Origin of the sequence: Novosphingobium sp. BW1 (assembly GCF_008107685.1) — a bacterium.
Lineage (GTDB): Bacteria > Pseudomonadota > Alphaproteobacteria > Sphingomonadales > Sphingomonadaceae > Novosphingobium.
The window spans coordinates 1-25444 of record NZ_VIRF01000069.1 but is presented as its reverse complement, the minus strand read 5'-3'; the positions used below and the strand labels follow the sequence as shown (position 1 = coordinate 25444).

At 65.9% G+C, this 25444-nt stretch carries 19 protein-coding genes; 9 read left to right on the top strand and 10 right to left on the bottom strand.

What is annotated here, in order from left to right:
* Positions 1-36: 36 nt before the first annotated feature.
* Together FMM79_RS10240 and FMM79_RS10235 are read right to left on the bottom strand one after the other, a co-directional pair.
* Entirely contained in the window at positions 37-2271 is a 2235-nt protein-coding gene (locus tag FMM79_RS10240) for a S41 family peptidase (protein WP_148627410.1), read from the bottom strand.
* Complete coding sequence (locus FMM79_RS10235) at positions 2261-3370, bottom strand: PD40 domain-containing protein (protein WP_148627409.1); 1110 nt, start codon at positions 3368-3370, stop codon at positions 2261-2263. Before FMM79_RS10235 ends, FMM79_RS10240 begins: the two co-directional genes overlap by 11 nt.
* A 217-nt stretch (positions 3371-3587) precedes the next feature.
* Here FMM79_RS10235 and FMM79_RS10230 point away from each other — a divergent pair, with 217 nt between their 5' ends.
* From FMM79_RS10230 to FMM79_RS10220, 3 genes are all read left to right on the top strand, one after another.
* Positions 3588-4541, top strand: coding sequence for a glycerophosphodiester phosphodiesterase family protein (locus FMM79_RS10230; protein WP_148627408.1), 954 nt, complete (start codon positions 3588-3590; stop codon positions 4539-4541).
* A gap of 67 nt (positions 4542-4608) precedes the next feature.
* Positions 4609-7383, top strand: a complete 2775-nt coding sequence (locus tag FMM79_RS10225) for a TonB-dependent receptor (protein WP_162528479.1) — start codon at positions 4609-4611, stop codon at positions 7381-7383.
* Between the two features lie 127 nt (positions 7384-7510).
* A complete protein-coding gene (locus tag FMM79_RS10220; protein ID WP_162528478.1) occupies positions 7511-8389 on the top strand; it encodes a glycerophosphodiester phosphodiesterase family protein in 879 nt (292 codons plus the stop codon).
* A gap of 9 nt (positions 8390-8398) precedes the next feature.
* On the opposite strand, the gene FMM79_RS10215 is transcribed toward FMM79_RS10220, so the two are convergent.
* The 4 genes from FMM79_RS10215 to FMM79_RS10200 form a co-directional block, all read right to left on the bottom strand.
* On the bottom strand, positions 8399-11386 hold the full coding sequence (locus FMM79_RS10215; RefSeq protein WP_148627405.1) for a TonB-dependent receptor: 2988 nt from the start codon (positions 11384-11386) through the stop codon (positions 8399-8401).
* Positions 11387-11422: 36 nt separating this feature from the next.
* On the bottom strand, positions 11423-12406 hold the full coding sequence (locus tag FMM79_RS10210) for a FecR family protein (protein WP_148627404.1): 984 nt from the start codon (positions 12404-12406) through the stop codon (positions 11423-11425).
* On the bottom strand, positions 12403-12900 hold the full coding sequence (locus FMM79_RS10205) for an RNA polymerase sigma factor (RefSeq protein ID WP_148627403.1): 498 nt from the start codon (positions 12898-12900) through the stop codon (positions 12403-12405). Before FMM79_RS10205 ends, FMM79_RS10210 begins: the two co-directional genes overlap by 4 nt.
* Positions 12901-12989: 89 nt before the next feature.
* Entirely contained in the window at positions 12990-13193 is a 204-nt protein-coding gene (locus tag FMM79_RS10200; protein WP_148627402.1) for a hypothetical protein, read from the bottom strand.
* Positions 13194-13459: 266 nt separating this feature from the next.
* On the opposite strand from FMM79_RS10200, the gene FMM79_RS10195 reads away from it, so the two are divergent.
* The 5 genes from FMM79_RS10195 to FMM79_RS10175 all read left to right on the top strand — a co-directional run bounded on the left by FMM79_RS10195 (position 13460) and on the right by FMM79_RS10175 (position 19020).
* A complete protein-coding gene (locus FMM79_RS10195) occupies positions 13460-13927 on the top strand; it encodes a (2Fe-2S)-binding protein (RefSeq protein WP_148627401.1) in 468 nt (155 codons plus the stop codon).
* 2 nt (positions 13928-13929) lie between these two features.
* Positions 13930-16125: a xanthine dehydrogenase family protein molybdopterin-binding subunit gene (locus FMM79_RS10190; RefSeq protein WP_148627400.1), complete on the top strand. Its 2196-nt coding sequence runs from the start codon at positions 13930-13932 to the stop codon at positions 16123-16125.
* Positions 16126-16407: 282 nt separating this feature from the next.
* On the top strand, positions 16408-17781 hold the full coding sequence (locus FMM79_RS10185; protein ID WP_148627399.1) for an aminotransferase class III-fold pyridoxal phosphate-dependent enzyme: 1374 nt from the start codon (positions 16408-16410) through the stop codon (positions 17779-17781).
* On the top strand, positions 17768-18496 hold the full coding sequence (locus FMM79_RS10180; RefSeq protein WP_148627398.1) for a haloacid dehalogenase type II: 729 nt from the start codon (positions 17768-17770) through the stop codon (positions 18494-18496). The genes FMM79_RS10185 and FMM79_RS10180 overlap by 14 nt, the downstream gene beginning before the upstream one ends.
* Positions 18497-18522: 26 nt before the next feature.
* Positions 18523-19020 (top strand): Lrp/AsnC family transcriptional regulator, encoded by a 498-nt coding sequence (locus FMM79_RS10175; RefSeq protein WP_148627397.1) that lies wholly within the window; start codon positions 18523-18525, stop codon positions 19018-19020.
* A 108-nt stretch (positions 19021-19128) separates the two neighbouring features.
* Here the strand turns inward: FMM79_RS10175 and FMM79_RS10170 are convergent, their stop codons facing one another.
* Positions 19129-20202 (bottom strand): tartrate dehydrogenase, encoded by a 1074-nt coding sequence (locus FMM79_RS10170; protein WP_148627396.1) that lies wholly within the window; start codon positions 20200-20202, stop codon positions 19129-19131.
* Between the two features lie 5 nt (positions 20203-20207).
* Positions 20208-21698: an NAD-dependent succinate-semialdehyde dehydrogenase gene (locus FMM79_RS10165; protein WP_148627395.1), complete on the bottom strand. Its 1491-nt coding sequence runs from the start codon at positions 21696-21698 to the stop codon at positions 20208-20210.
* Between the two features lie 208 nt (positions 21699-21906).
* On the opposite strand from FMM79_RS10165, the gene FMM79_RS22080 reads away from it, so the two are divergent.
* The gene (locus FMM79_RS22080) at positions 21907-22035 is read left to right on the top strand and encodes a hypothetical protein (protein ID WP_256376794.1); all 129 of its coding nucleotides are present in this window, start codon (positions 21907-21909) and stop codon (positions 22033-22035) included.
* A gap of 51 nt (positions 22036-22086) precedes the next feature.
* Here the strand turns inward: FMM79_RS22080 and FMM79_RS10160 are convergent, their stop codons facing one another.
* Positions 22087-22476, bottom strand: a complete 390-nt coding sequence (locus FMM79_RS10160; RefSeq protein ID WP_148627394.1) for a hypothetical protein — start codon at positions 22474-22476, stop codon at positions 22087-22089.
* A 258-nt stretch (positions 22477-22734) separates the two neighbouring features.
* On the bottom strand, positions 22735-25275 hold the full coding sequence (locus FMM79_RS10155) for a TonB-dependent siderophore receptor (RefSeq protein WP_148627393.1): 2541 nt from the start codon (positions 25273-25275) through the stop codon (positions 22735-22737).
* Between the last annotated feature and the right edge of the window lie 169 nt (positions 25276-25444).

The following is a 25444-nucleotide window of genomic DNA, read 5'->3' as shown; positions in this document are numbered from 1 at the left end:
CGGCGTAAGCCGCCGATGCGGTGCGCGCCGTCGCGCCTAGCGCGAGGCAAGCGGGGTGACGTCGCCTGCCGGGGAGCCGAGCGGGGGCAGGGGTTGAGGAATGAGCGGGCGGACCGGGTCCTGGGCGATCTGCCGCTGGAGGAGGGCGACGGCGCTTTCAAGCTGCGCATCACGGCCCTCGAATGCGGCGTGCGGGCCGTTCTCTACCTCGATGTCGGGAGCGATGCCGTGCCCTTCCACGATCCAGCTGCCATCGGCGGCGTACTGAGCGTTCTCGGCGATGCGCACCGCGCCCTGGTCGGAGAGGCGGTTGCGGTCGGAGAGCCAGATGCCTGCGCCTGCCGTGCGCGTGCCCACCAGCGGCGCGATGCCCAGCGACTTGATCGCGGCGGCAAAGGTTTCGCCGTCAGAGTAGGTGCGCTCGTCGATCAGCACCGCGACGTGGCCGCGGTAGGCGTTCTGCATGTTGGTGGTGTGAACCCCGGTGCCGTCGGGTCTGGCCCAAAAGGCCCAAGGACGGCGCATCAGCATGCCGATGATGAGGCTGTCGATATTGCCGCCGCTGTTGCCGCGCACGTCGATGATGAGGCCGTCCTTGCCCAATTGGGCGAAGTAGTCGCGCGCGAAGCTGGCGATGTCGTCCGGGCCCATGGCGCGCAGGTGCAGATAGCCGACTTTGCCGGCTGACAATTCCTGCGTGGCATGCCGGCGTCCTTCGACGAAATCGCGGTAGCTGGCCATCACTTCGCCGTCCTGCGTCATCGGTTCGACAATGGCGCTCATCGAGGCGCCCGCGCGGGTGAGATCGAGGCGGACTTCCTGCCCGGCCTTGCCCGCAAGTTCGCGACGCAACGCGGCGAGCGAGGCGATGGGGCGTCCATCTACGCGGCGGATCACATCGCCCGCACGAACGTCGACACCCGGGCGCCGTAGCGGCGGGCGCAGCGCGACAAGGTCCGCCTCGGTGCGCCAGATCTCCTCGATGCGCAGCCCGTCCGCGACCGGCGCGTAGCTGGCGCCGAGGAAGGCCATGGCGCTGTTTTCCGTGTCGCTCGGCAGGTCGCCCGGGCGCACCTGGCTATGGAGGATGCCGAGCTGCGAGGCCATGAGGCCAAGTAGGGTGTTGAGTTCCGCGCGGTGGCCGATGCGCTCTAGGAACGGCTCGATACGGGTGCGAACTTCGTTCCAATCAACGCCGCGCAAGGCCGGATCGTAGGCGAAATCGCGGTGCATGCGCCAGGCATCGACGAACATCTGGCGCCACTCGGACACCGGGTCGATGGCGAGGCGCCAGTCGTCGAGCCGCACGGTGTCGGGCGCGACATCCTCGGGCATCTCGGCCTTGGCGGGAACGAGCGCGATCTCGAGTTTCTCACGCGATCCGCGCGCGACGAGCAGCGTCTTGCCATCGGCGGAGAGGTCGGCGCCCAGCGCCCCTTCGGCGAAGGTTTCGACCTTGGGATCGCGCTTGTCGATGGCAATGGAAACGAGGTCCTCGCCCTTCTGGGTATAGAGAAAGTCCTTCGAGGCGAGCAGAAGGCCGGACATGCCGGGCGCGGTCGGCAGCTTGTAGAGCCGTTCGGCAAGGCCATCCAGCACGATGCGGGCGGGCTTTGGAGCTGCGGTGTCCTTGTCCTCTTTCGGCGCCTTCGCGGTGTCCTTGGAACGTTGGGAGGGCGCAGGCTCGGCCTCGTCAGCGCTGCGAGTGAGTTCGTTGTCCTCGCGGAAGCGGAAGGGAGCGGACGGATCGAGCTGGAGTGCGTGGATCTCTCCCCGATCAGGGAAGGCAACGCCCATGTTGCGATCGCCCCACGGACTGCCCGGGGTTGGCGCGAAGTTGCGGTCGGACAGGAAGTAGAGCCAGGCGCCGTCGTGCGCGAAGGCCGGTGCATAGTCGTTGTACTTGCTGGACGTCGCCTGCACGCGCTGGCCAGTGGCAAGGTCCTGGACGAACAGATCGGTGGTGTTGGCGTTGTTCGCGCGCGACACTTCGGCATAGGCGATGTGCGTGGAGCCGGGCGCAAAGGCGAGCTGGTGGAATGGCTGGTCATCGCCGGTGCCGTTGGCGGCGAGCAGGGTGACCTTGCCGCTGGCGATGTCGACCTTTTGCAGGCGTGCCTGCTTGTCCCACAGTACAAGGGTCTTTCCATCCGGTGCGATGGCAAAGGACCAGATGTACGCGTCGTAGCCTTGGGTAATCGCCACAGGCTCGCCCGAACCATCGGCGGACATGGCGTAGATATCGCCCTGTTCGCCCTGGTCAAGGATCATGAACACGCGCTCGCCCTTGGGGCCGGCAACGGCCTGGCGCGCGCGCGGTGAGGGGAACAGCAAACTCGACCCGGCGCTGGGCTCCGGGAGCGGCCAGAGCAACCCGGCCTCGGGCGGTGACCGCAACGCTTTCACCCGAGGGGGAAATGTGCGCGCCCTCGATCTGCGACACCGGGTTGGCGATCGAACGCAGACGGGTCTGCGCGCGGTCGGTCACGATGTCGATGGCGAGGGTATGGAAGCTCTTGCTCGTGCGCGAGAAGACATGGATGTCCGCGCCGTTCTGGAGGTAGATGGCATCGCCGTCGAGGCTTGCCTGGAGCACGGGGAAGGGCAGTTCGGACGAGAGCTGGGCTGCCCCTGAACCATCCTCGTTGACTGACCAGACGGCATCGCCCCCGCTCTTGTCGGAAATGAAGTAGACCTTGCCGCCGTTAGCCATGGGGAAGCGGATTGGTGCGCCGAAATCGGGGAGGAGCTGGACCGCTTCGTCGTTTGTAGTGCCGGGCCAGCGCCAGAGTTGCGCCATGCCGCCGCCACGGTAGAGCACGGCGTGGTCGCGCGCGCGGGCGGTAAGGCCGCGGCGGCTGAAGAAGAGGGTGGTGCCATTTTTTCCGTAGGTCGCATCGTTGGCGCGCCACAGCGGGATTGGGGTGGCCTCGCCGCCAGTAGGGGCGATGGTATAGAGGATCTCGCCCTGGCCGCCGCCGGTCAGGCGCGAGGAATAGATGACGCGGCCATCGGGCGTCCAGCCAACCGTGCGCAGCTGGCCCCCCTCGAAGGTCAGACGGCGCGGGGTACCGCCAGCGACGGGCATGACATAGACGTCCTGATCGCTGTCGTAGCTGGCGGTAAAGGCCACCATTGTCCCGTCGGGCGAGATGTGGGCGTCGGTCTCCTCGGCGGGATGGTTGGTGAGGCGGATGGCGCTCCCCCCTTCGCGCCCGGTGCGCCACAGATCGCCTTCGCTGGCAAAGACCAGTACGTCGCCGCGCGCGCTGGGATACTGGTAAAAACCTTCCTCTGCATGTCCGGCAGTGGCCGCGATCGCGGCGCTCAGCGCAAGCAGGCTGGTGGCGAAAAAGCGCATGGTCTTCATGGGTCGGGGGCCCCTTCTGGCAATTCGCGGCAGACCATGCCGGTCGGCTGAGCCTTAGGCAATGATCGGCAAGGCCTGAGGCCACAGTCCTGTCGAGCGGTATGGGTGGTCTGTCGATCCGTGCAAAAAAGTTGGCCTTGCCCTGTCAGATTTGGGAGCGGCCAGCGTCTCCCTTTCGAAGGCGGCCTGTGCCGCGCGATTGACCGGGGGGTCAGACGTGATTTCTGCCACGAAAGTGCGTGCAGGAACGCTCTGCGTTCTTGCTGCCTGTAGTCTTGCCGCGCTGCCGCAGCTGGCGCCGACGACCTCGGCGGCTACGCCCTCCGCGAGGAGCGCCGAGCTTGCCCGGCGGCTGGCCGGCCCCGATGGGCACGTGATGGTCGTTGCGCATCGGGGCTGCTGGAAGGCCACCTCGGAAAACAGCCTGGATGCGATCATGCAGTGCCGCGCGATAGGCATCGACATGGTCGAGCTCGACGTGCGCACCAGCCGGGACGGGGTGCCGGTGTTGATGCACGACGCGGATGTTGCGCGCACCACGGACGGCAGGGGCAGGGTCGAGGATCTGACGCTGGCAGACCTGCGCGCGCTGCACTTGCGTGAAGGCATGGGCGGGACGAGTGCCCTCACCGAGCGGCGCATTCCCACGCTTGCCGAGGCGCTTGCGGCCACTGGCGGCGAGATCCTCGTCAACCTCGATGCCAAGGCGGTCGACCCGTTCGTTCTCCTGCGTATCGTTGACGAGGCGAGCATGCGCGGCCACGTCCTGTTCAAGGCTGAAGCTTCGGCCTCCGAGATCACGGCGCGCGCGCCTTTCGTCCGGGATGTCCACTTCCAGCCGATCCTGCGGGAGCCGCGCATGGCGGATGATCCCGTTGCAGCGCTTGCGTCCTACGACGCGCTTGCGCCTGTCAGTTTCGAGATCGATGTCAAGACGCAGGGGTTCCTGCCGCGCCTGACCGATACGCTGCGCGCAAGCTGTGCGCGCTACTGGGTCAACAGCCTGGCGGGGCGCATTTACGATGACCGCGCCGCTCTGGAGGACCCGGACGCCGTGTGGGGGCGCCTTGTCGCCTACGGTGTCGACGCAATCCAGACCGATCATCCCGGCATCCTCAAGGACTACCTTTCGCGAAGCGGCCTGCGCAGCTTCGCCTGCACGCCGAGCTAAGGCGCGCCCACTCCCTTTACCGCTGAATTTTCGAACCTGCTTTTTGCTTCACAGGACAGTTGTATCCATGAAACGCATCCATGTTCTTGGCCTGACCGCCGCTCTTCCCGCGCTTGCCACAATGCTGGCCGTGGCTCCGCTCCATGCCCAGACGGCCAATGCCAGCCCCACGGCGCAGGCCGGTGAGGAGGAGCCCGAGACCGCACGCCATCACCGCGCCAAGGAAGACACCGTCGAAGAGGCGATCCTCGTCACCGGCTACCGCTCGTCCAACGTCGCGGCCATCGAGGCCAAGCGCGATGCGGTCGGAATCCGCGATTCCATCGCACAGGATCAGGCCGGCCTTCTGCCCGATCTCACGATCGCACAGGTCGCCCAGCGCATTGTCGGTGTGGCCCTCGTGCCCGACTTTGCCACCTCGAACGACCGTTCGCCTGATCTTGCCGAAAGCGTCATGATCCGCGGTATCGGGTCAAGCTACAACATCGTCACCATCGACGGCATGCCGCTCGCGACGACCTCTTCGAGCAGCCGCGGTGCGCGCATCGAGCTGCTGCCGCCCTCGTTCGTCAGCCGTATCGATGCGGCCAAGACTATTACCGCGAACCTCGATCCTCATGCGCTGAGCGGCCAGCTCGACCTCATCACGGCGAGCGCCTTCGATACCGGAAAGACCACTGTCGTCGCGCGCGCCTCGGTCGGCGACAACAGCACCGCGGGCCAGTTCGCGCACAAGGACCAGGGCCAGAATTTCCGCGGCGACCTCACCTATTCGAGTGTGTTCGGCGCCAACCGCGATTTCGGCGTCGTCCTCTCGGGCTCCTACGCGCGCTACAATTCGAGCAACTATGACTACAAACCAGGCGCAGTCGATTCCAGCTACCTGCTCTATGACGACAATGGCGCGGAAATTAGCGACTACAACGACCTGTCGACCGCCAACGGCTGGTCGGCCGCCGCGCGCAACCAGATCTTCGCCTATACCGACAGCGTCGAGCGCGCTTCGGGCGTGATGAAGCTCGAATATGATCCGGGCACAGCGACCTATGCCTCGCTCTATACGGGCTACTTCTACCAGAAGGAAGACGAGGTCCGGAACGAGTACCTCGCCCAATCGCGCGACAGCGCGGGTCTGGTCGCGCAGGATGCGACCTCGGGAACCTGGGCGATGGGGCGCACCGCGCTGGGCTACTCGCACCAGCCCCAGAAGCGCGAGACCTTCGTCGTATCGGGCCTTGTCGAGCAAGACCTGGGCGGCGGTTTCGAGGCCAGCCTCAAGGCCACCCATTCGCGCGCGCGCCTCAACACGATCCGCGACCGCTCCAAGTTCCAGGGCGACTACAACGAAGAGGGCGCCTTCGCCTACGATCTGTCGAGCGCCAACCCGCAGCTGACCCTGCTTAACCCGGACTACGTCAACGATCCGGCGACCTACAACGAAAGCTACATCCAGCACATTACCCAGCGCGCCGCGCAGGACCTGACCTTCGTTGGTCTTGATGTGGGCCAGAACTTTGCCGCAGACGACTATGGCCTGGGCTTCAATCTTGGCGCCAGCTTCCAGACGACCGACCAGAGCTACGACCAGGATCGCTTCGCGGGCAACCTCTACGATGAAAACGGTGATCGCATCACGCTGGTCGGCTATGATCGTCCCGATCGCCTGACCACCACCGATCCGCGCATCGACTTCCTTCTCATCAACGACGAAGCGGTGCGCGCGGCCTGGGAGGCGGCGGGTTACACTGACGTCCAGGACGACAGCGACACCAACATCTCCTCGGACTACGACCTGAATGAGAAGGTCTACGCGGCCTACGCGCAGGCGCGCTACCGCACCGAGAACTTCAATGTCCTTGCCGGTCTGCGCCTCGATGCGACCGAGAACGACATCGACCTGTGGGTGCGCGATGCCAATCTGGTGGGCGGCGTCCAGGATGCGGACAGCTATAGCGAGGGGCATCGCCGGGCGACCTACCAGTACCTCCTGCCCTCGGTCATCGCCAGCTACCGTTTCGATAACGACGTGGTGCTGCGCGCGGGCTACTCCAAGACCATCGGGCGCCCGAACTTCAACTACTATGCGATCTCGGAATCGATCGGCCTTCCCGACGAGGTCGAGGGCGACAACATCATCTCGGTGACGCGCGGCAACGCCGACCTCAAGCCGCGCACCTCCAGCAACTTCGACCTTTCGCTCGAATGGTACCCGACCCGGGGCTCCATGCTGTCGGTTGCGGCCTTCTACAAGGACATCAAGAACCTCATCTTCACCCAGAACATCTCGGTTGACGGCTTCGAGTACCAGGGTGACCTCTATACCGCGCGCATCACCACCCCGATGAATGCGGAGAGTGCATCGCTGAAGGGCGTCGAGATCTCGGCCCGCCAGGACTTCCGCGACATCGCGCCGGGCTTCCTGGGCAACTTCGTGCTCAACGCCAATGCGACCTACATCAAGGGCAAGCAGACGGTGATCCAGGCCGACGAGACGACCCGCCACGTCAATGGCCTGGAAGGCCAGCCCGAATTCCTCGCCAACGCCTCGCTTTCTTATGAGGACAGCGTGTTCGGGGCCTCGCTCGCCTACAGCTACGTGGGGGACTACCTGAAGTCGATCAACGAGGACTCGCACCTCTTCGACATCCACTCCAGGCACCGCAGCGAGCTCTCTGCGCAGATCCGCCTCAAGGTCCTTGAGGGTGTGACCGTGATCGCCGAGGGGCAGAACCTGACCAAGACCGACATCGAGTACTTCCGCAAGATGCCCGATGGCCAGCTGCTTGCCGAGCGCGCGCAGAAAGGCCGTACTCTCTGGCTCGGCGTCAACGCGCGCTTCTGATCGCGCACGACCCTCGCCTCAGGAACCTGACAGCAGGGCTCCAGCGGGACATGCGTTGCGCTGGAGCCCTCGCCTTAGGCTTCTCATCCATCTAGACTGCCCCGGTCGGGGCAGGGGAACTTCGATCATGAAATTACTCCATCGCGCAGGCCTGGTGGTCGCACTGGCGCTGGCAGCGCCAGCTGCGTGGGCGGCCGAGCCCTTCTGTGGGACAAACCATCATATCGCGCGCCTTCAGGTCGAGCGCGCGGATCCGAACGGGCGCATTCTTATCGCCGCGCACCGGGGCGGGCATCTGGTCGCGCCCGAGAACTCACGCGCGGCGATCGCCGAGGCTATTGCCGAGAAAGCCGACATCATCGAGATCGACGTGCGCGTGACTGCCGATGGCGTGCCTTACGTGATGCACGACAGCACGCTGGATCGTACCACGAATGGCGCCGGTTCCAACGTGGATGTTACCTATGCGCAGCTGCGTGCGCTGCGCCTGAAAGGCAGCGCCGAGAGCCCGCCCACCTTGCAGGAACTGCTCGTGAAATCCTGCGGCAAGGCGCTGGTCGATCTTGACATGAAGACCGACGAGGTCGCTCCGGTGCTGGCCGTGGTCGAGGGGCTGGGGATGGCGGACCAGGTGATTTTGTTCGATTCCGAAAGCGAAACCCTGCGGGCCGGACGTCGCTTCGTGCCGGAGGTGTCTGTCATGACGCGCCTGCGTGCAGACGGCCCGACGCTGGAGGAGATCAACCGGGGGCTGGCTCCGGTTGCCATCGTGCACGGCGATCCCAGGTCGCTCACCCGTGAGGCAAGCGCGGCGATTGCGGCGCTCCCTGCCCGCATCTGGGCCAACGCGCTGGGTGATACGGATGCCGTGCTGGGACAGGGCGACGAGGCAGCCATCTGCCAGCGGCTCTTGGCGCTTCGCGCCAAGGGCGTGTCGGTGATCCAGACCGACTATCCCGCCGCGCTTCGCAAGGGGGTGCGCCAGTGCGGCATCGCGAGGCGCTGAGGTTGCAGCCTACCCTCCAAGCCCCCAATGCAGGCTGAGGCGCACGCTGCGCGGCACTGCGTAGCTGTCCTTGAGCCAGCCATGTGCGGGCCCCGTCAGGCTGGTCAGCCGGGCTTGTGTGAGGTTGGAGATGTCGAACACCACGCTCCAGCGCGGCGCAAAGTGGTAGCGGGCCTGGAGATCGACCTGGCGGCGCGGCGCCCAGTAGACGTCCTGCGAGGGCGCGTCGGGCGCTATGGCGCGAAGCGCGCGCGCCGTGGTATTGAGCGCGGCGCGCAGCTCCAGGCCGTCCTTGGCATAGAACAGGCTGACATTGGCGATCTGTGAGGGTTGGCCGACCAGCCGCTCGACCACACGCTGCGAGCCGGTCGTTTGCAGGACCGACATGGCCCCGTCGAGCCGGGTCCAGTTGGCGGTGAAGCCAAAGCGGGCAAGGTGGCGCGAGAGCGCGCCGAGCGAGCCTACGCTCGCGCTCAGCTCCACTCCCGATATGTGCGCCGCGCTGGCGTTCACAGGACGGATCACCTGGGCTGAGGCGTAGTGCACGCCCTCCCAGGTGTACCCTTGGGTCATGGCATCGAAGATCTCGTCGCGGATGCGCTTGTGGAAGAGGGCGGCCGAGACGAGACCGTCGAGCCGGGAGGGCAGCGTCCACTCCGTGCTCACATCGAAATTATCCGAGGTGCGCGGAGAAAGCTCCGGATTTCCGAGCCGGACGGTGACGTCCGGGCTTTGCGGGTTTCCGGCCAGGCTTGAGCCGCCGAAGTCAATGGAGGCGCGTGGGGCGTAGCTCTCGTAGCTGGGACGCCCGAGCGTGCGGCTGTACCCGGCGCGCAGGCGCAGGGACGGCGTGGTATCGAAATTGGCCAGAAAGGCCGGGAGCAGCCGGGTGTAGCCCGAAGCGGCGGTCATCGCGTTCCAGGTGTCTCCCGCTTCGATGTAGCCTTGCGTCGAGAGCGAGGTCCGGTCGAGGTGGAGCCCTCCCACCAGCTCCCAGGGGCCGCGCACCAGGCGCGCCATGGCGTAGGCTGAAAGCGTCGTCTCGTCATGGTCGAAGCGGTCGCGCAGCGCATCGCCGATGTCCGAGGTGCGCGCGATATCGTTCCGGTTGGCATAAAACAGCGCCCAGGCCCTGTCGGAATCAATCGCGATCAGCGGCAGCTCCGCGCGGTTGAAGGGGAGGGGGGCGGCGCGCACCTCTCCCGCCTCTGCCAGGGTCAGGTTCTGGTTGTCGGTGTTCCACGCGGTGTTGGCATAGCGGTAGCGATAGCGCGCGCGCTGCACGCCACCTCCTGCGGCAAGGCCAAGTCCGCTCCCGCCGGGCGCCATGTTGCGCCGCCAGTCAAGCCGCGCGGTGTCAAGGTCGGAGACCGCGCTGCGTGCCCGTTCGCGCCAATAGGCGGCAGGATAGAGCGAGAGGTCCGTGTAGCTGTCGCGGGGCACCGTGAAACTGTGGTGGAGCGTGCTCGTATCGTAGATGACCGGGAAGGCCCCCGATCCGGTGACTTCCCCGTTCGCGTCGCGGCCGGAGGTGAATTTCACCATGGTGTAGGCCTCGCCCATGGTGGCCCGGGTGCGCGCGGCGCGAAGAGAGAGGCGGTCCTGGTCCGATGGCGACCAGGTGGCGTCGAACAGCGCAAGCCGGGTGGTGGTGCGGGTCACGCCGTCGCGGTAGCCCACCTGCACCGCGCCGCGCGTGAAGTGGCCCGAGGTGTCGCTTCGCCGCGTGATCGCGCCGCGCGGCTCAACCACGACCTCGTTGCGGATGAAGCCATCGCGGAAGGTGAAGCTGCCCAGGAACGTGGAGATCGCAAGATCGGGCAGATCGGCCTCGAAGCGGGCCGAGAGACCATGGCGGCGGCGGTCCGAGCTGTTGATCCAGTACTTGTCCTGAACCGGCACCGGACGCCCCTGTGCACGCGGGTCAGCTTCGTCCACGCGCGTGTCATCCGCGGCGTAGAAGGCGAGGAAGCCGCTGTCGCTGGTGCCATGCATGTCGCTGTTGTTCTGGAGGCGGCGGGCGTTGGCCGAGAGCACGAGGCCGAAACGGCGCTCTGGGCCCAAGGTCGTGGCAAAGGTGCCGCTGGCGTGTAGCCCGGGGGTAGACTGGCGCTGGACTTCGCCATGGCGGCTGGGCCGGGTAAGCCCGGCTTCGAGCGAGGCGAAGGGGGCACCGCCGCGTGCAAAGGCGCTGCGCGTGCGGATGTCGATGGCGCCGCCGATGGCGTTGGGATCGCGCTCGGGCGTGTAGGTCTTGAGCACGACAAGCTCGCTCACCAGGGTGGTGGGCAGGATGTCGAGCCGCACGCCCCGGCTGGCGCTGTTTGAGCCCGCTTCGGGAATGCCGGTCGAGGCAATGGCAAGGCCGTTCACGGTGACGTTGTTGTAGGTCTGGGTGAGCCCGCGCACGACCGGGGCTATGGGCACGTCGCGCGGGTGTTCGTTGTCGGCAATGGGGGTCACAGAGATCCCGGGGATCCGGCGCATGGCATCGACCACGCTGGTGTCGGGAAGGCGGCGAACCTCATCGCTGGAAATGGCATCGGCAATGACGCGGGCCTCGCGCTTGGCCGCTCGTGCGCGTCGTTCGGATATGCGAAGACCAATAATGTGGATGGGGTCACCGGTAAGCGGGGGCGGTGCGTAGGCGGGCGCTGCCCTGGACGGGGTATGCGATGCAGGGCCGGCGCGGGCGGAGGCCTTTGCGCGCGCGCGGATGAGGACGGCTCCCGTCCGGCGCTGGGCGATGAGGCCCGTGCCCGCAAGGATGCGTTGGAGCGCGTCTGTCTCCGTCATCTCTCCGTGCGCGCCATGGCTGCGGCGGCCTTCCAGCGTTTCGGGCGAACTTAGGACCTGGATGCCGCTCTGCCCCGACCAAGCGTTGAGCGCGTCGCCCAGCGCGCCTGCCGGAATGGCAAAGTCGCGCGTGCGGCCATCCGCCGGGGAGGCCACAAGCGCCACCATTGCAGCAAGGCTGGCAGCGGTTGCGAGGCGCATCGCTAGCCTCCTACCCGGCAGCCGAAGGGGGCCGTGCTAGATGCGGTCGAGCACCAGGGCATGGCCGGTGTCCTTCACCGAGAAACCGTGGAGGAGGCCCAGGTTCTCCAGCACCGCGACCGGCTCGGCAAGGTGCAGGCGGCCTGCGACGCGCGTGCGCAGAAGAGCCGGATCCTCGACCAGGATCTGCCGGTCGGTCCAGCGCTCCAGCTGGGGGACGAGTTCGTCGAGCGGCATGTCGCGGACCCGCAACCAGCCGTTGCGCCAGCTTTCGGCCTCCTCGCCCTGGATGCGCGCGAGCGGGGCGATCACACCATGGGCGAGGCGCGTGCCGTGACCGGCGGGAACCCTGACAGGGACGATGCCCGGTGCATTGGCGGCAAAGCGCACGAGACCGCGCTCGACCTGCAAGTCCACGGCCTCGCCGTTGAGGGCAACGTCGAAGCGCGTGCCCAGCACGGTCACGGTGCTGTCCTGTGCGCTCACGGTAAAGGGGCGGGCCGGGTCGTGCGTTATGTCGAACAGCGCCTCGCCCGTCTCGAGACGGACCTCGCGCCGGTTGGCCCCAATGCGGGCGAAAAGGCGGCTGTTGCCATTGAGATGGACCTGCGATCCATCGGCCAGCGTGATCGCGCGCACTTCGCCGGGGCCGGTGCTCCAGCTGTTCTCGGGCGTGAGCTGAAAGCGCAGCTGCGGCAGGCCAAGGGCAAGCGCGCCAACGAGCAGTACGCCGCCCGCAGCCAGGCCAAGGGCGCGGCGCCGCGATGCACGCGGAACTGTTCCCGCGTTGTCGTTGCCTGCGGGCCGCGGGGCGGTTTCGGCATGAAGGCGCAGGCCCTCGGTGACCGCCTCGTCCATGCAGGTCACCCAGAGCGCCTCGAAGCGCGCACGTCGGCCTGGCGCGCCTCTAAGCCACGCCTCGAAGGCGGTGCTATCGACCGCATGGCTGAGATGGCGGGCCACCCAGAGCGCGGCGGCTTCATCCTCGCCGCCAGGTAGAGTGTCGTCGGGTGGCGTCATGCAGGCTCGTCCTGGCTGGCCATGGCGCGGTGGAGCGAAAGCACCGCGCGCGCGACGTGGGCATCGACCGCGCTCGGGCTGATGTCGAGCTGGGCGGCGACGTCCTTGGCGGAAAGCCCGTGGAGGCGGCGCAGGATGAAGACCTCGCGGCGTTGGCGGGGCATGGCGGCAATGATGACAGACACCGTGTTCATCCGTTCGCGTTGCAGCATGGCGTGCTCCTGGGAGGGTTGCTCGCTGGGAATCTCGATCTCGCTGGCGGGCACGTCCTCAGCGCGGCGCAGGCCCAGGCGCGCGTGGTCGACGATGAGGTTGCGCGCGATTTGGCGCAGCATGGCGCCCACGTTGCGCACGGTATCGGGGGCGTAATTGGCCAGGCGCACGAAGCTGTCCTGCACCACGTCCTCGCTCGCGGTATGATCGCCCAGCCGCTTATAGGCAAAGCCGTAGATGTCGGTGCGCAGTTTGCGGTACGCCGTTTCGTCGAAGTGCATCGTGACAGCCCCGTATCCCCTTGGGGACGCCGCCTATGGCCTTCGCGTGACAGCTTGAGGACGATGGGGACGTCTTGCCGGTGCGCGGCTCAGAAGGGGGCGGCGTGGGCTCCGGCAAGGAGGTCGCCCACGAGCCTTGGCACCTCTTTGCTTTCTGGCCCCTCGAGGACATGGAGGATGTCCGCGGCGCCGGTCGGAACCGGGTTGACCTCGACAGTGACGGCGCCGTTTGCTCGGGCAAGGCCGCTTTCGGCGGAAATTCCTGCGCCGGTCAGAATGACGAGATCTGTCATGGCGTGTGTGGTCCTGTGGTCCTGTGGTCCTGTGGTTCTGTACCATCCTAGCGATGCCGGGACGGGCGCAAAGGCCGTCCTGCAAAGAAAGACCGGGAAAATCAGGCGCGAAGGTGGGCTCTCCCGCGCAGGGCGCGCGCAGACGGCAGGAGTGGCGCGTCCATCCGGGGCAATCCGGCACAAAATCCCGGTTGGTTCGCGATAGGGCCTGTGCTGTAACCGGGCAATAGGGGACGCAAGGGTCTTGAGGCCCTCTGGAGGACACAATGGCAATCCGTTTTACCATCAATGGCGACGAGACGACGCTCGATGTCGATCCGGCCAAGCCGCTCTTGTGGACGCTGCGTGAGGATATCGGCCTGCCCGGCACCAAGTTCGGCTGCGGGGCGGGCCTGTGTGGAGCCTGCACCGTCCACGTCGATGGGGTGGCCACGCGTTCGTGCATCACGCCTGTAGGGCTCATCGAAGGCCAGAGCGTGACCACTATCGAGGCAGCGGGGGCCGATCCTGTGGGGCATCATGTGGTCGCGGCCTGGTGCGCGCTCGACGTGCCCCAGTGTGGCTATTGCCAGGCCGGGCAGATCATGAATGCGACTGCCTTGCTGCACGAAGTGCCCGAGCCCAGTGACGCCGATATCGACGCGGCCATGGCGGGCAACCTGTGCCGCTGTGCAAGCTATACCCGCATCCGCGCCGCCATCAAGGATGCGGCGCAAAAGGCGAAGAAGGCATGACCATGGCACGAACTTCTCTCAGCCGCCGGGGTTTCATCGCCGCCAGCCTGCTTGCCGGAGGTGGCGTCGCGTTCGAGTTCGCGCTGCCGCTGGGTCGTGCCTCTGCGCAAGGCATGGATGCCACGCCGATCACCGCTTTCGTGCGCATCCTGCCGGACAACCGCGTCGTAATCGGGGGTAAGAACGCCGAGATCGGGCAAGGCGCCAAGACCATGCTGCCCATGCTCATCGCCGAGGAGCTCGACGTTGCCTGGGACAACGTGACGGTCGAGCAGACTGACGCCGATGCCACGATTTACGGTGCCCAGTCGGCAGGCGGGAGCCGCACCACGGGGCGCGAGTGGTTGCCCATGCGCCAGGCAGGTGCGGCCGCGCGCGCGATGCTGCTGGCGGCGGCTGCGCAGGAGTGGGGTGTGCCTGTCTCCACACTGACGAGCACGCAAGGTCGGGTGCTCCACGAAGCGAGCGGACGCGCGGCGCCTTATGCGACTTTTGCCGCAGGTGCCGCGAGCCAGACAGCGCCCGATCCTGTAAGACTGACCTTGAAGGACCCATCCGCCTTCCGGATCGTGGGGACGCGGGTCATGGGGGTCGATACGCCTGCGATCACGCAGGGCAAGCCGCTGTTCGGGATCGACGTGGACCGGCCGGGTATGCTCCACGCCGTGCTGGAAACCTGTCCGGCGGTAGGAGGACGTTTCGTTTCCGCCAACCTCGACGAAATTCGCGCGATGCCCGGCATTGAACATGTCTTCGTAATCGAAGGGGACGGGCAGGCGGAATCGCTGCTCGACGGCGTCGCGATCCTCTCGAAAAGCTGGTGGAGCGCCGACCAGGCACGCCTTGCACTCCAGGTCGAATGGGACACCCGCGCGGTGGAGGGTTACTCCACGCAAGGTTATGCCAAGTGCGCGGGCGAAGCGCTGGACCGCGGACCTGAGAAGACCGTGCTGGACAAAGGCGATGTTGCCACTGCGCTGGAAGGCGCCCGCCAGCGGGTCACCGCGCGCTATGCCGTGCCGATCCTGGCGCACGGCACGCTCGAGCCGCAGAACACGACCGCGCTTTTCACCGGCGATGCCATCGAGATCTGGTCGCCCACACAGAACCCGGAAAGCGGACGCGCGCTTGTCGCCGCAGCCCTGGGGCTGGAAAAGGAGGCGATCCGCATCCACTTCACCCGTATCGGCGGAGGCTTCGGGCGGCGCCTTATGGGCGACTACATGGTCCAGGCCGCCGCCATCGCGGCCAAGGTTCCGGGCGTTCCTGTCAAGCTCCTCTACAGCCGTCAGGACGAGTTTCGCCGCGACTTCTTTCGAGCCGGCGCCTGGCATGAACTGGAGGCGGGGATCGACGCGGCGGGACGGCTGACGGCCTTTCGCGACCACTACGTTACCTTCGGGGTGGACGCAGAGCCCTCGCGCGGGGCCGAGGTTGCCGCGGGGATCGTTCCGGCCAACCTCCTGGCCCACGCGCGGATAGAGCAGAGCCTGATCGCCACCAACCTGCCCACCGGCTGGCTGCGCGCGCCACGCTCGAACAGCCTGGGATTCGTGCTGCTCTCTTTCCTCGACGAGGTCGCGCAGGCGGGCGGACGGGATCTCCCGGCGCTTCTTCTGGAATTGCTCGGCGAAGAGGCCCGCACGATCCCGGGCAGTGGCCCGCGCGAAGCCGATTTCCAGACCGGCCGCGCGCGGGGCGTGATCGAGAAGGTTCTCGCCATGGCCGACTGGGCCGGTCGCGATGGCCTCGAAAGCGGGCGCGGCAAGGGCTTTGGCTTCTATTTCAGCCACGCAGGGTATTTCGCGGTAGTGGTCGAGGCGCAAGTGACCGGAGGTGAGGTGCAGGTGCCGCGCGTCTGGGCGGCAGGCGATGTCGGTAGCCAGATCGTCAATCCGCTGAATGCCGAGCAGCAGGTGCGCGGCGCGGTGATCGAGGGGCTGGGCCAGGCGCTCGCAGGCCAGGAGATCACCCAGGCCGACGGCGCGGTCGAGCAGGCGAACTTTGACACGCACCCCTTCATGCGCATGGACGCGGTGCCCGAGATCGAGGTGGCCTTCGTGCCCAGCGACAACGGCCCCACCGGCCTTGGCGAACCTGCGCTGCCGCCAGTGGTGGGGGCGCTCGTCAACGCGGTGTTCGCGGCGACGGGGAGGCGTATCCGAAAGCTCCCCTTGCGCGAAGAGGATCTCGTCTGAGCGGGACTTGGCTGCGCGGCAGATAGTACCGATTGGGGCGGGGTCGCGCGCTTCGGATCACCTCGTGTCGTCCACGCCCTTGCGTGAAACACGCGTGGTAAGGGCTAAAAAGGTGAGGGTTTCTGCGGGATTTTCGGTATCGTCGCTCGTGCGCGTGTGTGAAGCAGATTCGCCTGTGCGTCCGGCCAAAAACGACAGAAGACGCGGCAGCCCCCTCGGCAATCGGGAGCAAAGACACCTCCGTCCCACTACAACGGAAGGCCGAGCCGCAAGGGACACAATATGATCGCCAATTCACTGCTGGAAAACGACAAGGCGCACTGGATCCACCCGGTGGCCTCGTGGCGCGACCACGAGGCGCGCGGGGCCACGATCCTGCGTTCGGGCAAGGGCACCTATCTCACCGACATCGACGGGCACGAGCTGCTTGATGGATTCGCCGGGCTGTGGTGCGTCAACGTGGGTTATGGCCAGGACAGCATCGTCGCGGCCGCGACCGAGCAGATGTCGCGCCTGCCCTATGCCACCGGCTACTTCCACTTCGGTTCCGAGCCTGCGATCGAGCTTGCCACCAAGCTCGCCCAGCGCGCGCCGGGGGATCTCGACCACGTGTTCTTCTCGCTCGGTGGGTCGGACGCGGTCGACAGTGTCGTGCGCTTCATCCGCTACTATTACAACGTCACGGGCCGCCCGCAGAAGAAGCACATGATCGCGCTGGAACGCGGCTACCATGGCTCCAGCAGCACCGGCTCGGGCCTGACCGGCCTGCCCGCCTTCCACGCTGGCTTCGATGTGCCCACACCCGTCCAGCACCATATCTCGTGCCCTTATCCCTACCGCTTCGAGGGCGAGGATGCCGCGCTGATCGCGTCGTCTGTCGCCGAACTGAAGGCGAAGGTGGAGGAACTGGGCGCGGAGAACGTCGCGGCCTTCTTCTGTGAGCCGGTCGTGGGCTCGGGCGGTGTGATCGTCCCGCCCAAGGGCTGGCTCAGCGCCATGCAGGCCGCCTGCCGCGAACTGGATATCCTGTTCTGCATCGACGAGGTCATCACCGGCTTCGGGCGCACCGGCCCGCTCTTCGCCTGTGAGCACGAGGGGCTGACCCCCGACTTCATGACCACCGCGAAGGGGTTGACCTCGGGCTATGCGCCGATGGGCGCGCTCTTCATGTCGGACCGCATCTACCGCACGATTGCCGATGCGACCCCTCCGGGCGTCTCGATCGGCCACGGCATGACCTATTCGGGCCATCCGGTGAGCGCGGCAATCGCTTTGGAGGTTCTGCGCCTTTACGAAGAGGGCGGCCTGCTCGCCAACGGCGTCACCTCGGGCGCGCATCTGGCCAAGGGCCTGGAAGCGCTGCGCGATCATCCGCTGGTCGGGGACGTGCGCTCGCAGGGGCTGCTGGCCGGTGTCGAACTTGTCACCGACAAGGTGGCCAAAACGCGTCCAACTGCTGAGATGAAACTGCCCCAGCACCTTGCCGATATCGGCTATCGCAACGGCGTGGTGTTCCGGGCCTTCGGGGATGGCATCGTCGGCTTCGCTCCGCCGCTGTGCATCACCACCGACGAAGTCGGCCTCATGCTGGAGCGTTTCCGCAAGAGCCTCGACGAACTGCTTACTATCAAGGAGATCCGCGATGCGGTTGGGTGATTACAAGGCCTTGTCGTTTGACTGCTACGGCACGCTCATCGACTGGGAATCGGGCATGATCGAGGGCCTGCGCGAACTGACCGCGCGGGTCGGCACGGACATGAGCCGAGACGAGATCCTGCAGGCCCACGCCCGCCACGAATCCCGGCAGCAGGCGCAGACGCCGGGCAAGCCTTACCGGGACCTCCTGCCCATCGTCTATAAGCGCCTGGCCGAGCAGTGGGGCGTTCCGTTCTCGCAGGCCGAGTGCGAGGAATATGGGAGATCGGTGCGCAACTGGCCAGCGTTCGTCGACAGTCCGGGGGCACTGCAGTACCTCAAGAAATACTATAAGCTCATCATCCTCTCGAACGTCGACAACAAGACCTTCCAGTATTCGAACGAGAAGCTGCAGGTCGAATTCGACGCGATCTATTCGGCCGAGGACGTGGGCGCCTACAAGCCTTCGGATCGCAATTTCGAGTACATGAACGGCCACATCGGCGATCTGGGCCTGGAGCCCGGTGAAATCCTGCACACGGCCGAGAGCCTGTTCCACGACCACGTTCCCGCGCGCAAGTTTGGCCTTGCCAACTGCTGGATATATCGCCGCCACGCGCAAGCGGGTTTCGGTGCGACCATGACCCCCTCGCACGAGCCAACCTACGACTTCCGGTTCAACTCGATGGCCGATCTTGTGAAGGCGCATCAGGAAGAGCTACGCAACGGGGATTAAATAACGGAAAAGAAAAAGGCCGCACCATGATCAATGCACCGAAACTCGACCGGATCGACATCAATATCCTGGCCGAACTGCAACGAAGCGGCCGCATCACCAACGCGGAGCTGGCGGACAAGGTAGGCCTGTCCGCCAGCCCCTGTCTCACCCGCGTCAAGCGGCTGGAATCGGCAGGGCTGATCGCGGGCTACAGCGCGATCATCAACCTCGCCAAGATCGGCACCAGCCAGATCGTCTTCACTTCGGTGACGCTGGGCGACCACCGCCGCGCCGACTTCCAGAAGTTCGAGACGCGCATCGCGCAGTACGAGGAACTGGTCGAATGCCACCTCGTCAGTGGCGGCTTCGACTATCTCCTGAAGTTCGTGGTGCGCGGCATCGCCGAATATCAGGAGATGATGGAGGAATTGCTCGAAAGCGGCATCGGCGTTTCCAAGTACTTCTCCTATATCGTGATCAAGACCGCGGTGGCGCGCGGACAGGCCCCGGTCAAGTTGCACGCCCCGGGCCTCTCGCGCTGAGCGGCAGCTCCCCGGCACGAAAAAGCCCGGCCAAGATAGGTTCCTGGCCGGGCTTTTTCGTGCCGTGTCGGGCCACTCCTGCCATGCGCAGGAGTGGCCGATCTTTCATCAGGCGATAGCTTCGGCGATGGCGGTGCCGCAACCCACGGTGTCAGCCGCGCCGCCCAAGTCCTTCGTGCGCGTTTCAGGCTTCGACAGCGCGCTCTCGATGGCCGCGACGATGGCGGCGGCGGCCTCGGTTTCGCCCAGGTGTTCCAGCATCATTGCGCCGCACCATATCTGCCCCACCGGGTTGGCGATGCCCTGGCCGGCGATGTCGGGGGCCGAACCGTGGACCGGTTCGAAAAGCGAGGGTTTGGAGCGGTCCGGGTTGATGTTGCCGCACGGCGCGATGCCGATCGTGCCGGTGCAAGCCGGGCCCAGGTCCGAGAGGATGTCTCCGAAGAGGTTGGAGGCGACGACCACGTCGAAACGGTCCGGGTTCATTACGAATTGCGCGGCGAGGATGTCGATGTGGTATCTGTCGGTGCGGATCTCGGGGTATTTGCCTGCCATGTCCTCCACCCGCTTGTCCCACCACGGCATGGTGATGGCGATGCCATTGGATTTGGTCGCGGAGGTGACATGGCGTTCCGGGCGGGTCATGGCGAGGTCGAAGGCGTACCTCAGGATTCGCTCGGTGCCGAAACGGGTCATGATTGTGTCCTGCACCACGATCTCGCGCTCGGTGTCGGGGAAGGAGACGCCGCCGATGGCTGAATATTCGCCTTCGGTATTCTCGCGCACGATCATCATGTCGATGTCGCCGGGCTCGCGGCCAGCGAGCGGGCAGGGCACACCGGGCATCAGGCGTACCGGGCGCAGGTTCACGAACTGGTCGTATTCGCGGCGGAACTGGATGAGCGAGCCCCACAACGAAATGTGGTCGGGCACGGTGTCGGGCGAGCCGACCGCGCCGAAGTAGATCGCATCGACATCGCCGATCTGCGCTTTCCAGTCCTCGGGCATCATTTTGCCGTGCTCGGCGTAGTATTCGCAGCAGGCAAAGTCGTGCCATTCCAGTTCCAGCGTGAAACCGAAAGTCCTGGCCGCAGCTTCCAGCGCGCGTACGCCCTCTGGCATGACTTCCTTGCCGATCCCGTCCCCGGGAATTACGGCAATGCGATAGGTACGTTCACTCATTCGCTTCAGGCTCCCTTGATCCCGGCCCAATGGAAGGTCTTGGCTTCCAGGAATTCCTCCAGGCCCTCGCTCGCGCCTTCGCGCCCAAGACCCGATTGCTTCATGCCCCCAAAGGGCGCGACTTCCATCGCCATGGCGCCGGTGTTGAGGCCAACCATGCCGAATACCAGCGCCTCGCTGACCCGCCAGGCGCGGTCCATGTCGCGGGTGTAGAAGTACGCGGCAAGGCCATAGGGGGTATCGTTCGCCGCGCGGATCGCCTCGGCCTCGTCGCTGAAGCGGATGACGGGGGCAAGCGGCCCGAAGGTCTCTTCATGGCACACGCGCATGTCCTCGGTGACGCCCGCCAGCACAATGGGGGCGGCAAACCCTTCGGGTGCGGCGCACTGCGCGGCGATCTGGGCCCCTTTCGCGAGCGCGTCGTTGACGTGGGCCTCGACCTTGTCCTTTGCGGCCTGGTTGATGAGAGGGCCGATCTCGACGCCGTCCTCGGTGCCTGGGCCCACCTTCAGCGCACGCACGGCTGCACCCAGCTTCTCCACGAAGCGGTTGTGGATGCCCGCCTGCACGTAAAACCTGTTGGTGCACACGCAGGTCTGCCCGGCGTTGCGGAACTTGCTGGCTATCGCACCCTCGACGGCAAGATCGACATCGGCGTCATCGAAGACAATGAAGGGCGCATTGCCGCCCAGTTCCAGCCCCATCTTCTTCACCGTGGCCCCGCACTGCTCCATCAGCAGCGCGCCCACGCGCGTCGAGCCGGTGAAGGTGAGCATGCGCACGACGGGGCTTGAGGTCAGCTCTGCCCCGATCTCGGCGGGAAGGCCGGTGACGACGCTGAGAACACCCTTGGGGAGCCCCGCCTCTTCGGCGAGGGCGGCCAGCGCCAGCGCGGTAAAGGGGGTGAGTTCGGAGGGCTTCACGATCATCGCGCAGCCCGCAACCAGCGCCGGTGCCGCCTTGCGGGTAATCATGGCAGCGGGGAAGTTCCAGGGCGTGATCGCGGCGGTGACGCCGATGGGTTCCTTGCGCACAAGGATGCGGCGGTCGGCAAAGGGCGAGCCGACCTCGTGGCCGTGGATGCGCAGGCCCTCGGCGGCAAACCACTTCACGAAGCTTGCTGCATAGGCGATCTCGCCCGCCGCTTCGGGAAGCGGTTTACCCTGCTCGACGGTTATGATGCGGGCAAGGTCGACCTGGTTGGCCAGGATGAGGCGGTGCCATTCCTCGATGACGGCGCTGCGCTGCTGGGGAGTCTGGTGGCGCCACTGCGCCTGCGCGGCCTCGGCCGCCGCAATCGCGCGGCGGGTCTCGGCCGTGCCGCAGGCGGGAACCGTGCCCACACACGCGCCGCTCGCCGGGTCGGTAACGTCAAGCATGGCGCGGCCATCGGCAGCGACCCACTCGCCCGCAATAAAGGCCTGCTGGCGAAAAAGCGCGGGGTTGGCGAGGCTCTCGCCCGGATGGGCGGTGCGCGTATCGAGGGTGTCGGTCATCTGTGGCCCTGCAATTGGAGTCGACGTCGTGCCCTCGTTCTAGGCGGGGCACGCGAGCGGGTGGTGCTTGGATGCGAATGCCGGGCGGCACATGCCACCGAATTGCGTGAAAGGCGCGGTAGAATGTCGCACGGGCCCCGCAGACAAGGGGCGCCGCCGCCTTTGTCCAGCCGCTAGACTGCCCAAGAAACAGCCATCTGGAACCCTTATGGTGCCCCAAGCAAAACCTGCCGCCGAATACGCCAACTTCGCTGCGCTCGACATCCGGGTGGGGACCATCACGCAGGTTCTTTCCTTCCCCCGCTCGCCCGTGGAGGACGGGTCGGTGTTGTTCTGAGTTAAAACAAGGTCGTTTTCCGAGGGGGGCGCTTTCGGAATTATTCCTTTCCTAAACCCTACTTGTGCGTCCGCGCCTTGTGGTTAGCGAGCGAGAACAGCGCATCGGTGGCGTTGTCGCCCGGCTGGTCGAGCTTACGTAGAAAATCTCGCGGCGCGGGGTAACGATGCGGTCGCCCAGCCGTTCGGGGAACATGCGGGGCAGCCAGTGGCCGCACGCGAAGAGCGCGGCACCGCAGGCCAGTGGCTCACCATCGACTGTGAGCGGTGCGGAGCCTCCTGCCGGGGCGGGCTTGGCGTGGCCGATCTTCATCGTGCCGCCCTTGTGCATGAAGGCTTCGGGCACGGCGATCATCGCCTCGCGCGCTTTCACGACGCCGCCGGTGGGCGCGTAGAACACGGTCTCGTGCTCGGAGAAGTCGACCTGCGGCCAGCGGGCCAAGGCCCGCGCCGGTGACGTGCAGGCCGCGTCGGCTGAGAACGGGGGAAGGGGTCTCGTTCATGCGGATCGCTCCTTTGGCGCAGGGGCATGGGAAAGAAGTGGGGGGAGGCAAAAAAGCGGGCCCGAAGCGCGTGGCTTCGGACCCGGTCAAGGTAGGGTGTTTTCGAAATGAAGATCGTTCCTGAGGCCGCCCCGGCGAAGGGCAGGAGGCGGCCTCGGGGCCGATCGGGTAGGGCCTTTCGGCCCCTATACGTGCGATCAGAAGTCGAAGTTCAGACGCGCGTAATAGAAGCCGCCCTGCCAGCTCATAGGCCCGTCGACGTAGGTGCGCCCGTTGGTGTCGTCGATGCGGTTCACCGGCGGGTAGCCGTCGAAGAGGTTGCGGGCGCCGAGCGTCAGGCTGTAGCCATCGCCCAGGGGGGCGGTCAGTTCGGCATCGAAAAGAACCTCGGTGCCGTAGTCCTGGATGGCATTGCCCGCGCGCGTGGTCTGGCGCGACCAGGGGCCGAACAGGTTGGCGCGCACCATGGCCTGGATGGGTCCGAAGTCATGGAACACCGTGGCGTTGGCGCGCCAGTCGGGGTTGTTGTTCTCGAAGTTGTAGACGGTCACGTTGTTGAACGAGACTTGCGCGATGTTGACCCGGTCGATCTTGTACGAGTTCGTGTTGAACGCGGCGGTGATCGTGGTGGGCTCATCGCCCAGGAAATAGCCGCGGTAGGAGGCGACCACGTCGATGCCCTCGACCGTCGTGTCGATCGCGTTCTGGAAGAACTGGATCTGGTCGATGGCGCCCGCGCCCTCGATGCCCGCCTCGATCATGGCCGCGCGGATGTCGTCCGTCACGGTGATGCGCGAGGTGGCGTAGAGCTGGTCCTCGATCTTGATGCGGTAGGCATCGACCGTCAGCGTGAAGCCGTCGAAGGGATTGAGGGTGAGGCCCAGTGAATAGTTCTTCGAGGTCTCGGGCCCCAGGTCCTCTCCGCCCAGGTACTGCGCGACCGGGTGTGAGGCGGGGTAGAGGCCGATGTTCATCGGCACACCGCCCACGGTGTTGATCGCGGACTGGGTCATGTTGAGCTGGCCGGCTGTCGGTGCGCGGAAGCCCGTGCCGAGCGACCCGCGCACGGCGGCCCAGTCGGTGACATTGTAGCGCGTGGCGACCTTCCAGACGAACTTGTCGCCGAAGCTCTGGTAGTCTTCGTAGCGGCCCGCGAAGTCGATGAACCATTCGTCGGTCACGTCCGCGCTGAGTTCGGCGTAGGCCGACTTGCTCTCGGTCGTGAAGTCGCTGGCGACATCGGGCGAGAGGCCGGTGATGCCGTTCGAGCCGGGCTGCATGATGGTGTAGACCGGGTCGGAAGGATCGGTGCAGGAAATGCCCATGCCCATCGGCGCGCCCGCGTTGAGCGAGCGGTCGGCGAAGTCCGCCTGGTTTGAGCAGAAGTTGAACGGGTCGGCCATGCCCCAGGGGCCACCGGTATAGGAGCCGGGGCTGCCCGCGCCGATCTTGAAGCCTTCGCGGCGGAATTCCCCGCCGAAGTTGAAGACGAGGGGACCAGCGAGGCCGACACCCACGGTGTAGACGAAGTCGGCGTTGAGCGCGAACTCGTCCGAGGTGTAGGTGCTGGCGTCGAAATCGGTCGGCGAATCCGGGCCCATCGAGGGGTTCACTGTGTCCGCGATCGAGTATTCGATTTTGTCCCAGCCGTAACGTGCGGCGATGTCGGCGGAGAACGTCTGGTCGCCGCCGAGGTCCCGTTCGGTGCGCCAGCCGCCTGCGATGCTCCAGTCGGTCACCTTGCCCGAGAAGTTGGGCTGGTAGCCGAGCGGGAAGCGGTCGGCGAAACGCCAGGTCGAGCCGTCCTCGAGGCGCACAGGGTTGTCCATGACCACGTGGCCGCCGCCGGGCACGCGGAAGGTCGCCATGGCGGTGCCCTTGGAACGGGAGAAATTGCCGAAGGCGTAAAGCTCGGTGTCGTCGCTGAGGTCGATCCCTGAGTTGACGACGATGCGGCCTGCGCGTTCCTTGGGCTGACCGCGCACTTCCATGGGTTTGGAGAGGTCGATACCGGCCGCGTCCACCGCCTCACGGTAGGCCGGATCGTTCTCATAGGCGTCGAAGGGGTTCCACGAGGTGGAATCGAAGGTCCGCGCGCGGTTGGTGTAGTCGTTGTCGGTGTACTGGCCCGAGATGTTGATGAAGCCGTTGTCGGTCAGCGGCAGGCCGATGTTGCCTGCTATCTGGACGCTTTCGCCGTCACCTTCGTAGTACTGGCCGACCTGGGCGACGAGCGAGCCGCCGTGGTTGGCGTCCTTGAGCTCGTAGTTGATGACGCCCGCGATGGCGTCCGAGCCGTACTGTGCGGCAGCGCCGTCGCGCAGGACTTCGATGGACTTGAGCGCAATGCCCGGGATCACCGCGGAGTCTGCAGCGTGGCTGCCGTAGCCGCTCACGCCCACGCTGGCCGATTTGTGGCGGCGGCGGCCGTTGACGAGCAGCAGCGTCTTGTCGGCGGGCAGGCCGCGCAGGCTGGGCGCGCGGATGAAGGTGTCCGACGTGGTGTTGGCCGCACGGTTGACGGTGTAGGACGGAATGAGCGTCTGCAGGATGTCGAGCGTGTCGGTCTGCGAGGCGCGCTCGATGGTTTCTTCGCTGAAGACGTCAACCGGCACGGCGGAATCGGTGACCGAGCGCGGCTGGCTGCGAAGACCACTGACGATGATGGCGTTGGCCGCGCTTTCATCGGCGGAAACGACGCTGTCCTGTGCAAGTGCAGGCGACGATGCGAGCGCCACAGCGAGCGTGGAGGTGGCAACAAGCCCCCGGTACTTGGTGATCCTAGTGGATTGATCGGAACAGATGATTCCGTTTTCGGGATTCCCTTGAACGGGGGGACATGCGAAGATGGCGCATGCGAACGGGCATCCAGATTGAGGTTACAGGACCGGACACCAAGCGGCTCGA

Bases quoted from the DNA above. Each gene is read 5' to 3' on its own strand.
- FMM79_RS10215 (WP_148627405.1), bottom strand. From the start codon at position 11,386: ATGCGCCTCGCAACCGCTGCCAGCCTTGCTGCAATGGTGGCGCTTGTG.
- FMM79_RS10180 (WP_148627398.1), top strand. From the start codon at position 17,768: ATGCGGTTGGGTGATTACAAGGCCTTGTCGTTTGACTGCTACGGCACG.
- FMM79_RS10235 (WP_148627409.1), bottom strand. From the start codon at position 3,370: ATGAAGACCATGCGCTTTTTCGCCACCAGCCTGCTTGCGCTGAGCGCC.
- FMM79_RS10205 (WP_148627403.1), bottom strand. From the start codon at position 12,900: ATGCACTTCGACGAAACGGCGTACCGCAAACTGCGCACCGACATCTAC.
- FMM79_RS10170 (WP_148627396.1), bottom strand. From the start codon at position 20,202: ATGAGTGAACGTACCTATCGCATTGCCGTAATTCCCGGGGACGGGATC.
- FMM79_RS10220 (WP_162528478.1), top strand. From the start codon at position 7,511: ATGAAATTACTCCATCGCGCAGGCCTGGTGGTCGCACTGGCGCTGGCA.
- FMM79_RS10175 (WP_148627397.1), top strand. From the start codon at position 18,523: ATGATCAATGCACCGAAACTCGACCGGATCGACATCAATATCCTGGCC.
- FMM79_RS10210 (WP_148627404.1), bottom strand. From the start codon at position 12,406: ATGACGCCACCCGACGACACTCTACCTGGCGGCGAGGATGAAGCCGCC.
- FMM79_RS10200 (WP_148627402.1), bottom strand. From the start codon at position 13,193: ATGACAGATCTCGTCATTCTGACCGGCGCAGGAATTTCCGCCGAAAGC.
- FMM79_RS10165 (WP_148627395.1), bottom strand. From the start codon at position 21,698: ATGACCGACACCCTCGATACGCGCACCGCCCATCCGGGCGAGAGCCTC.
- FMM79_RS22080 (WP_256376794.1), top strand. From the start codon at position 21,907: ATGGTGCCCCAAGCAAAACCTGCCGCCGAATACGCCAACTTCGCTGCG.
- FMM79_RS10190 (WP_148627400.1), top strand. From the start codon at position 13,930: ATGGCACGAACTTCTCTCAGCCGCCGGGGTTTCATCGCCGCCAGCCTG.
- FMM79_RS10195 (WP_148627401.1), top strand. From the start codon at position 13,460: ATGGCAATCCGTTTTACCATCAATGGCGACGAGACGACGCTCGATGTC.
- FMM79_RS10240 (WP_148627410.1), bottom strand. From the start codon at position 2,271: ATGATCCTTGACCAGGGCGAACAGGGCGATATCTACGCCATGTCCGCC.
- FMM79_RS10185 (WP_148627399.1), top strand. From the start codon at position 16,408: ATGATCGCCAATTCACTGCTGGAAAACGACAAGGCGCACTGGATCCAC.
- FMM79_RS10225 (WP_162528479.1), top strand. From the start codon at position 4,609: ATGAAACGCATCCATGTTCTTGGCCTGACCGCCGCTCTTCCCGCGCTT.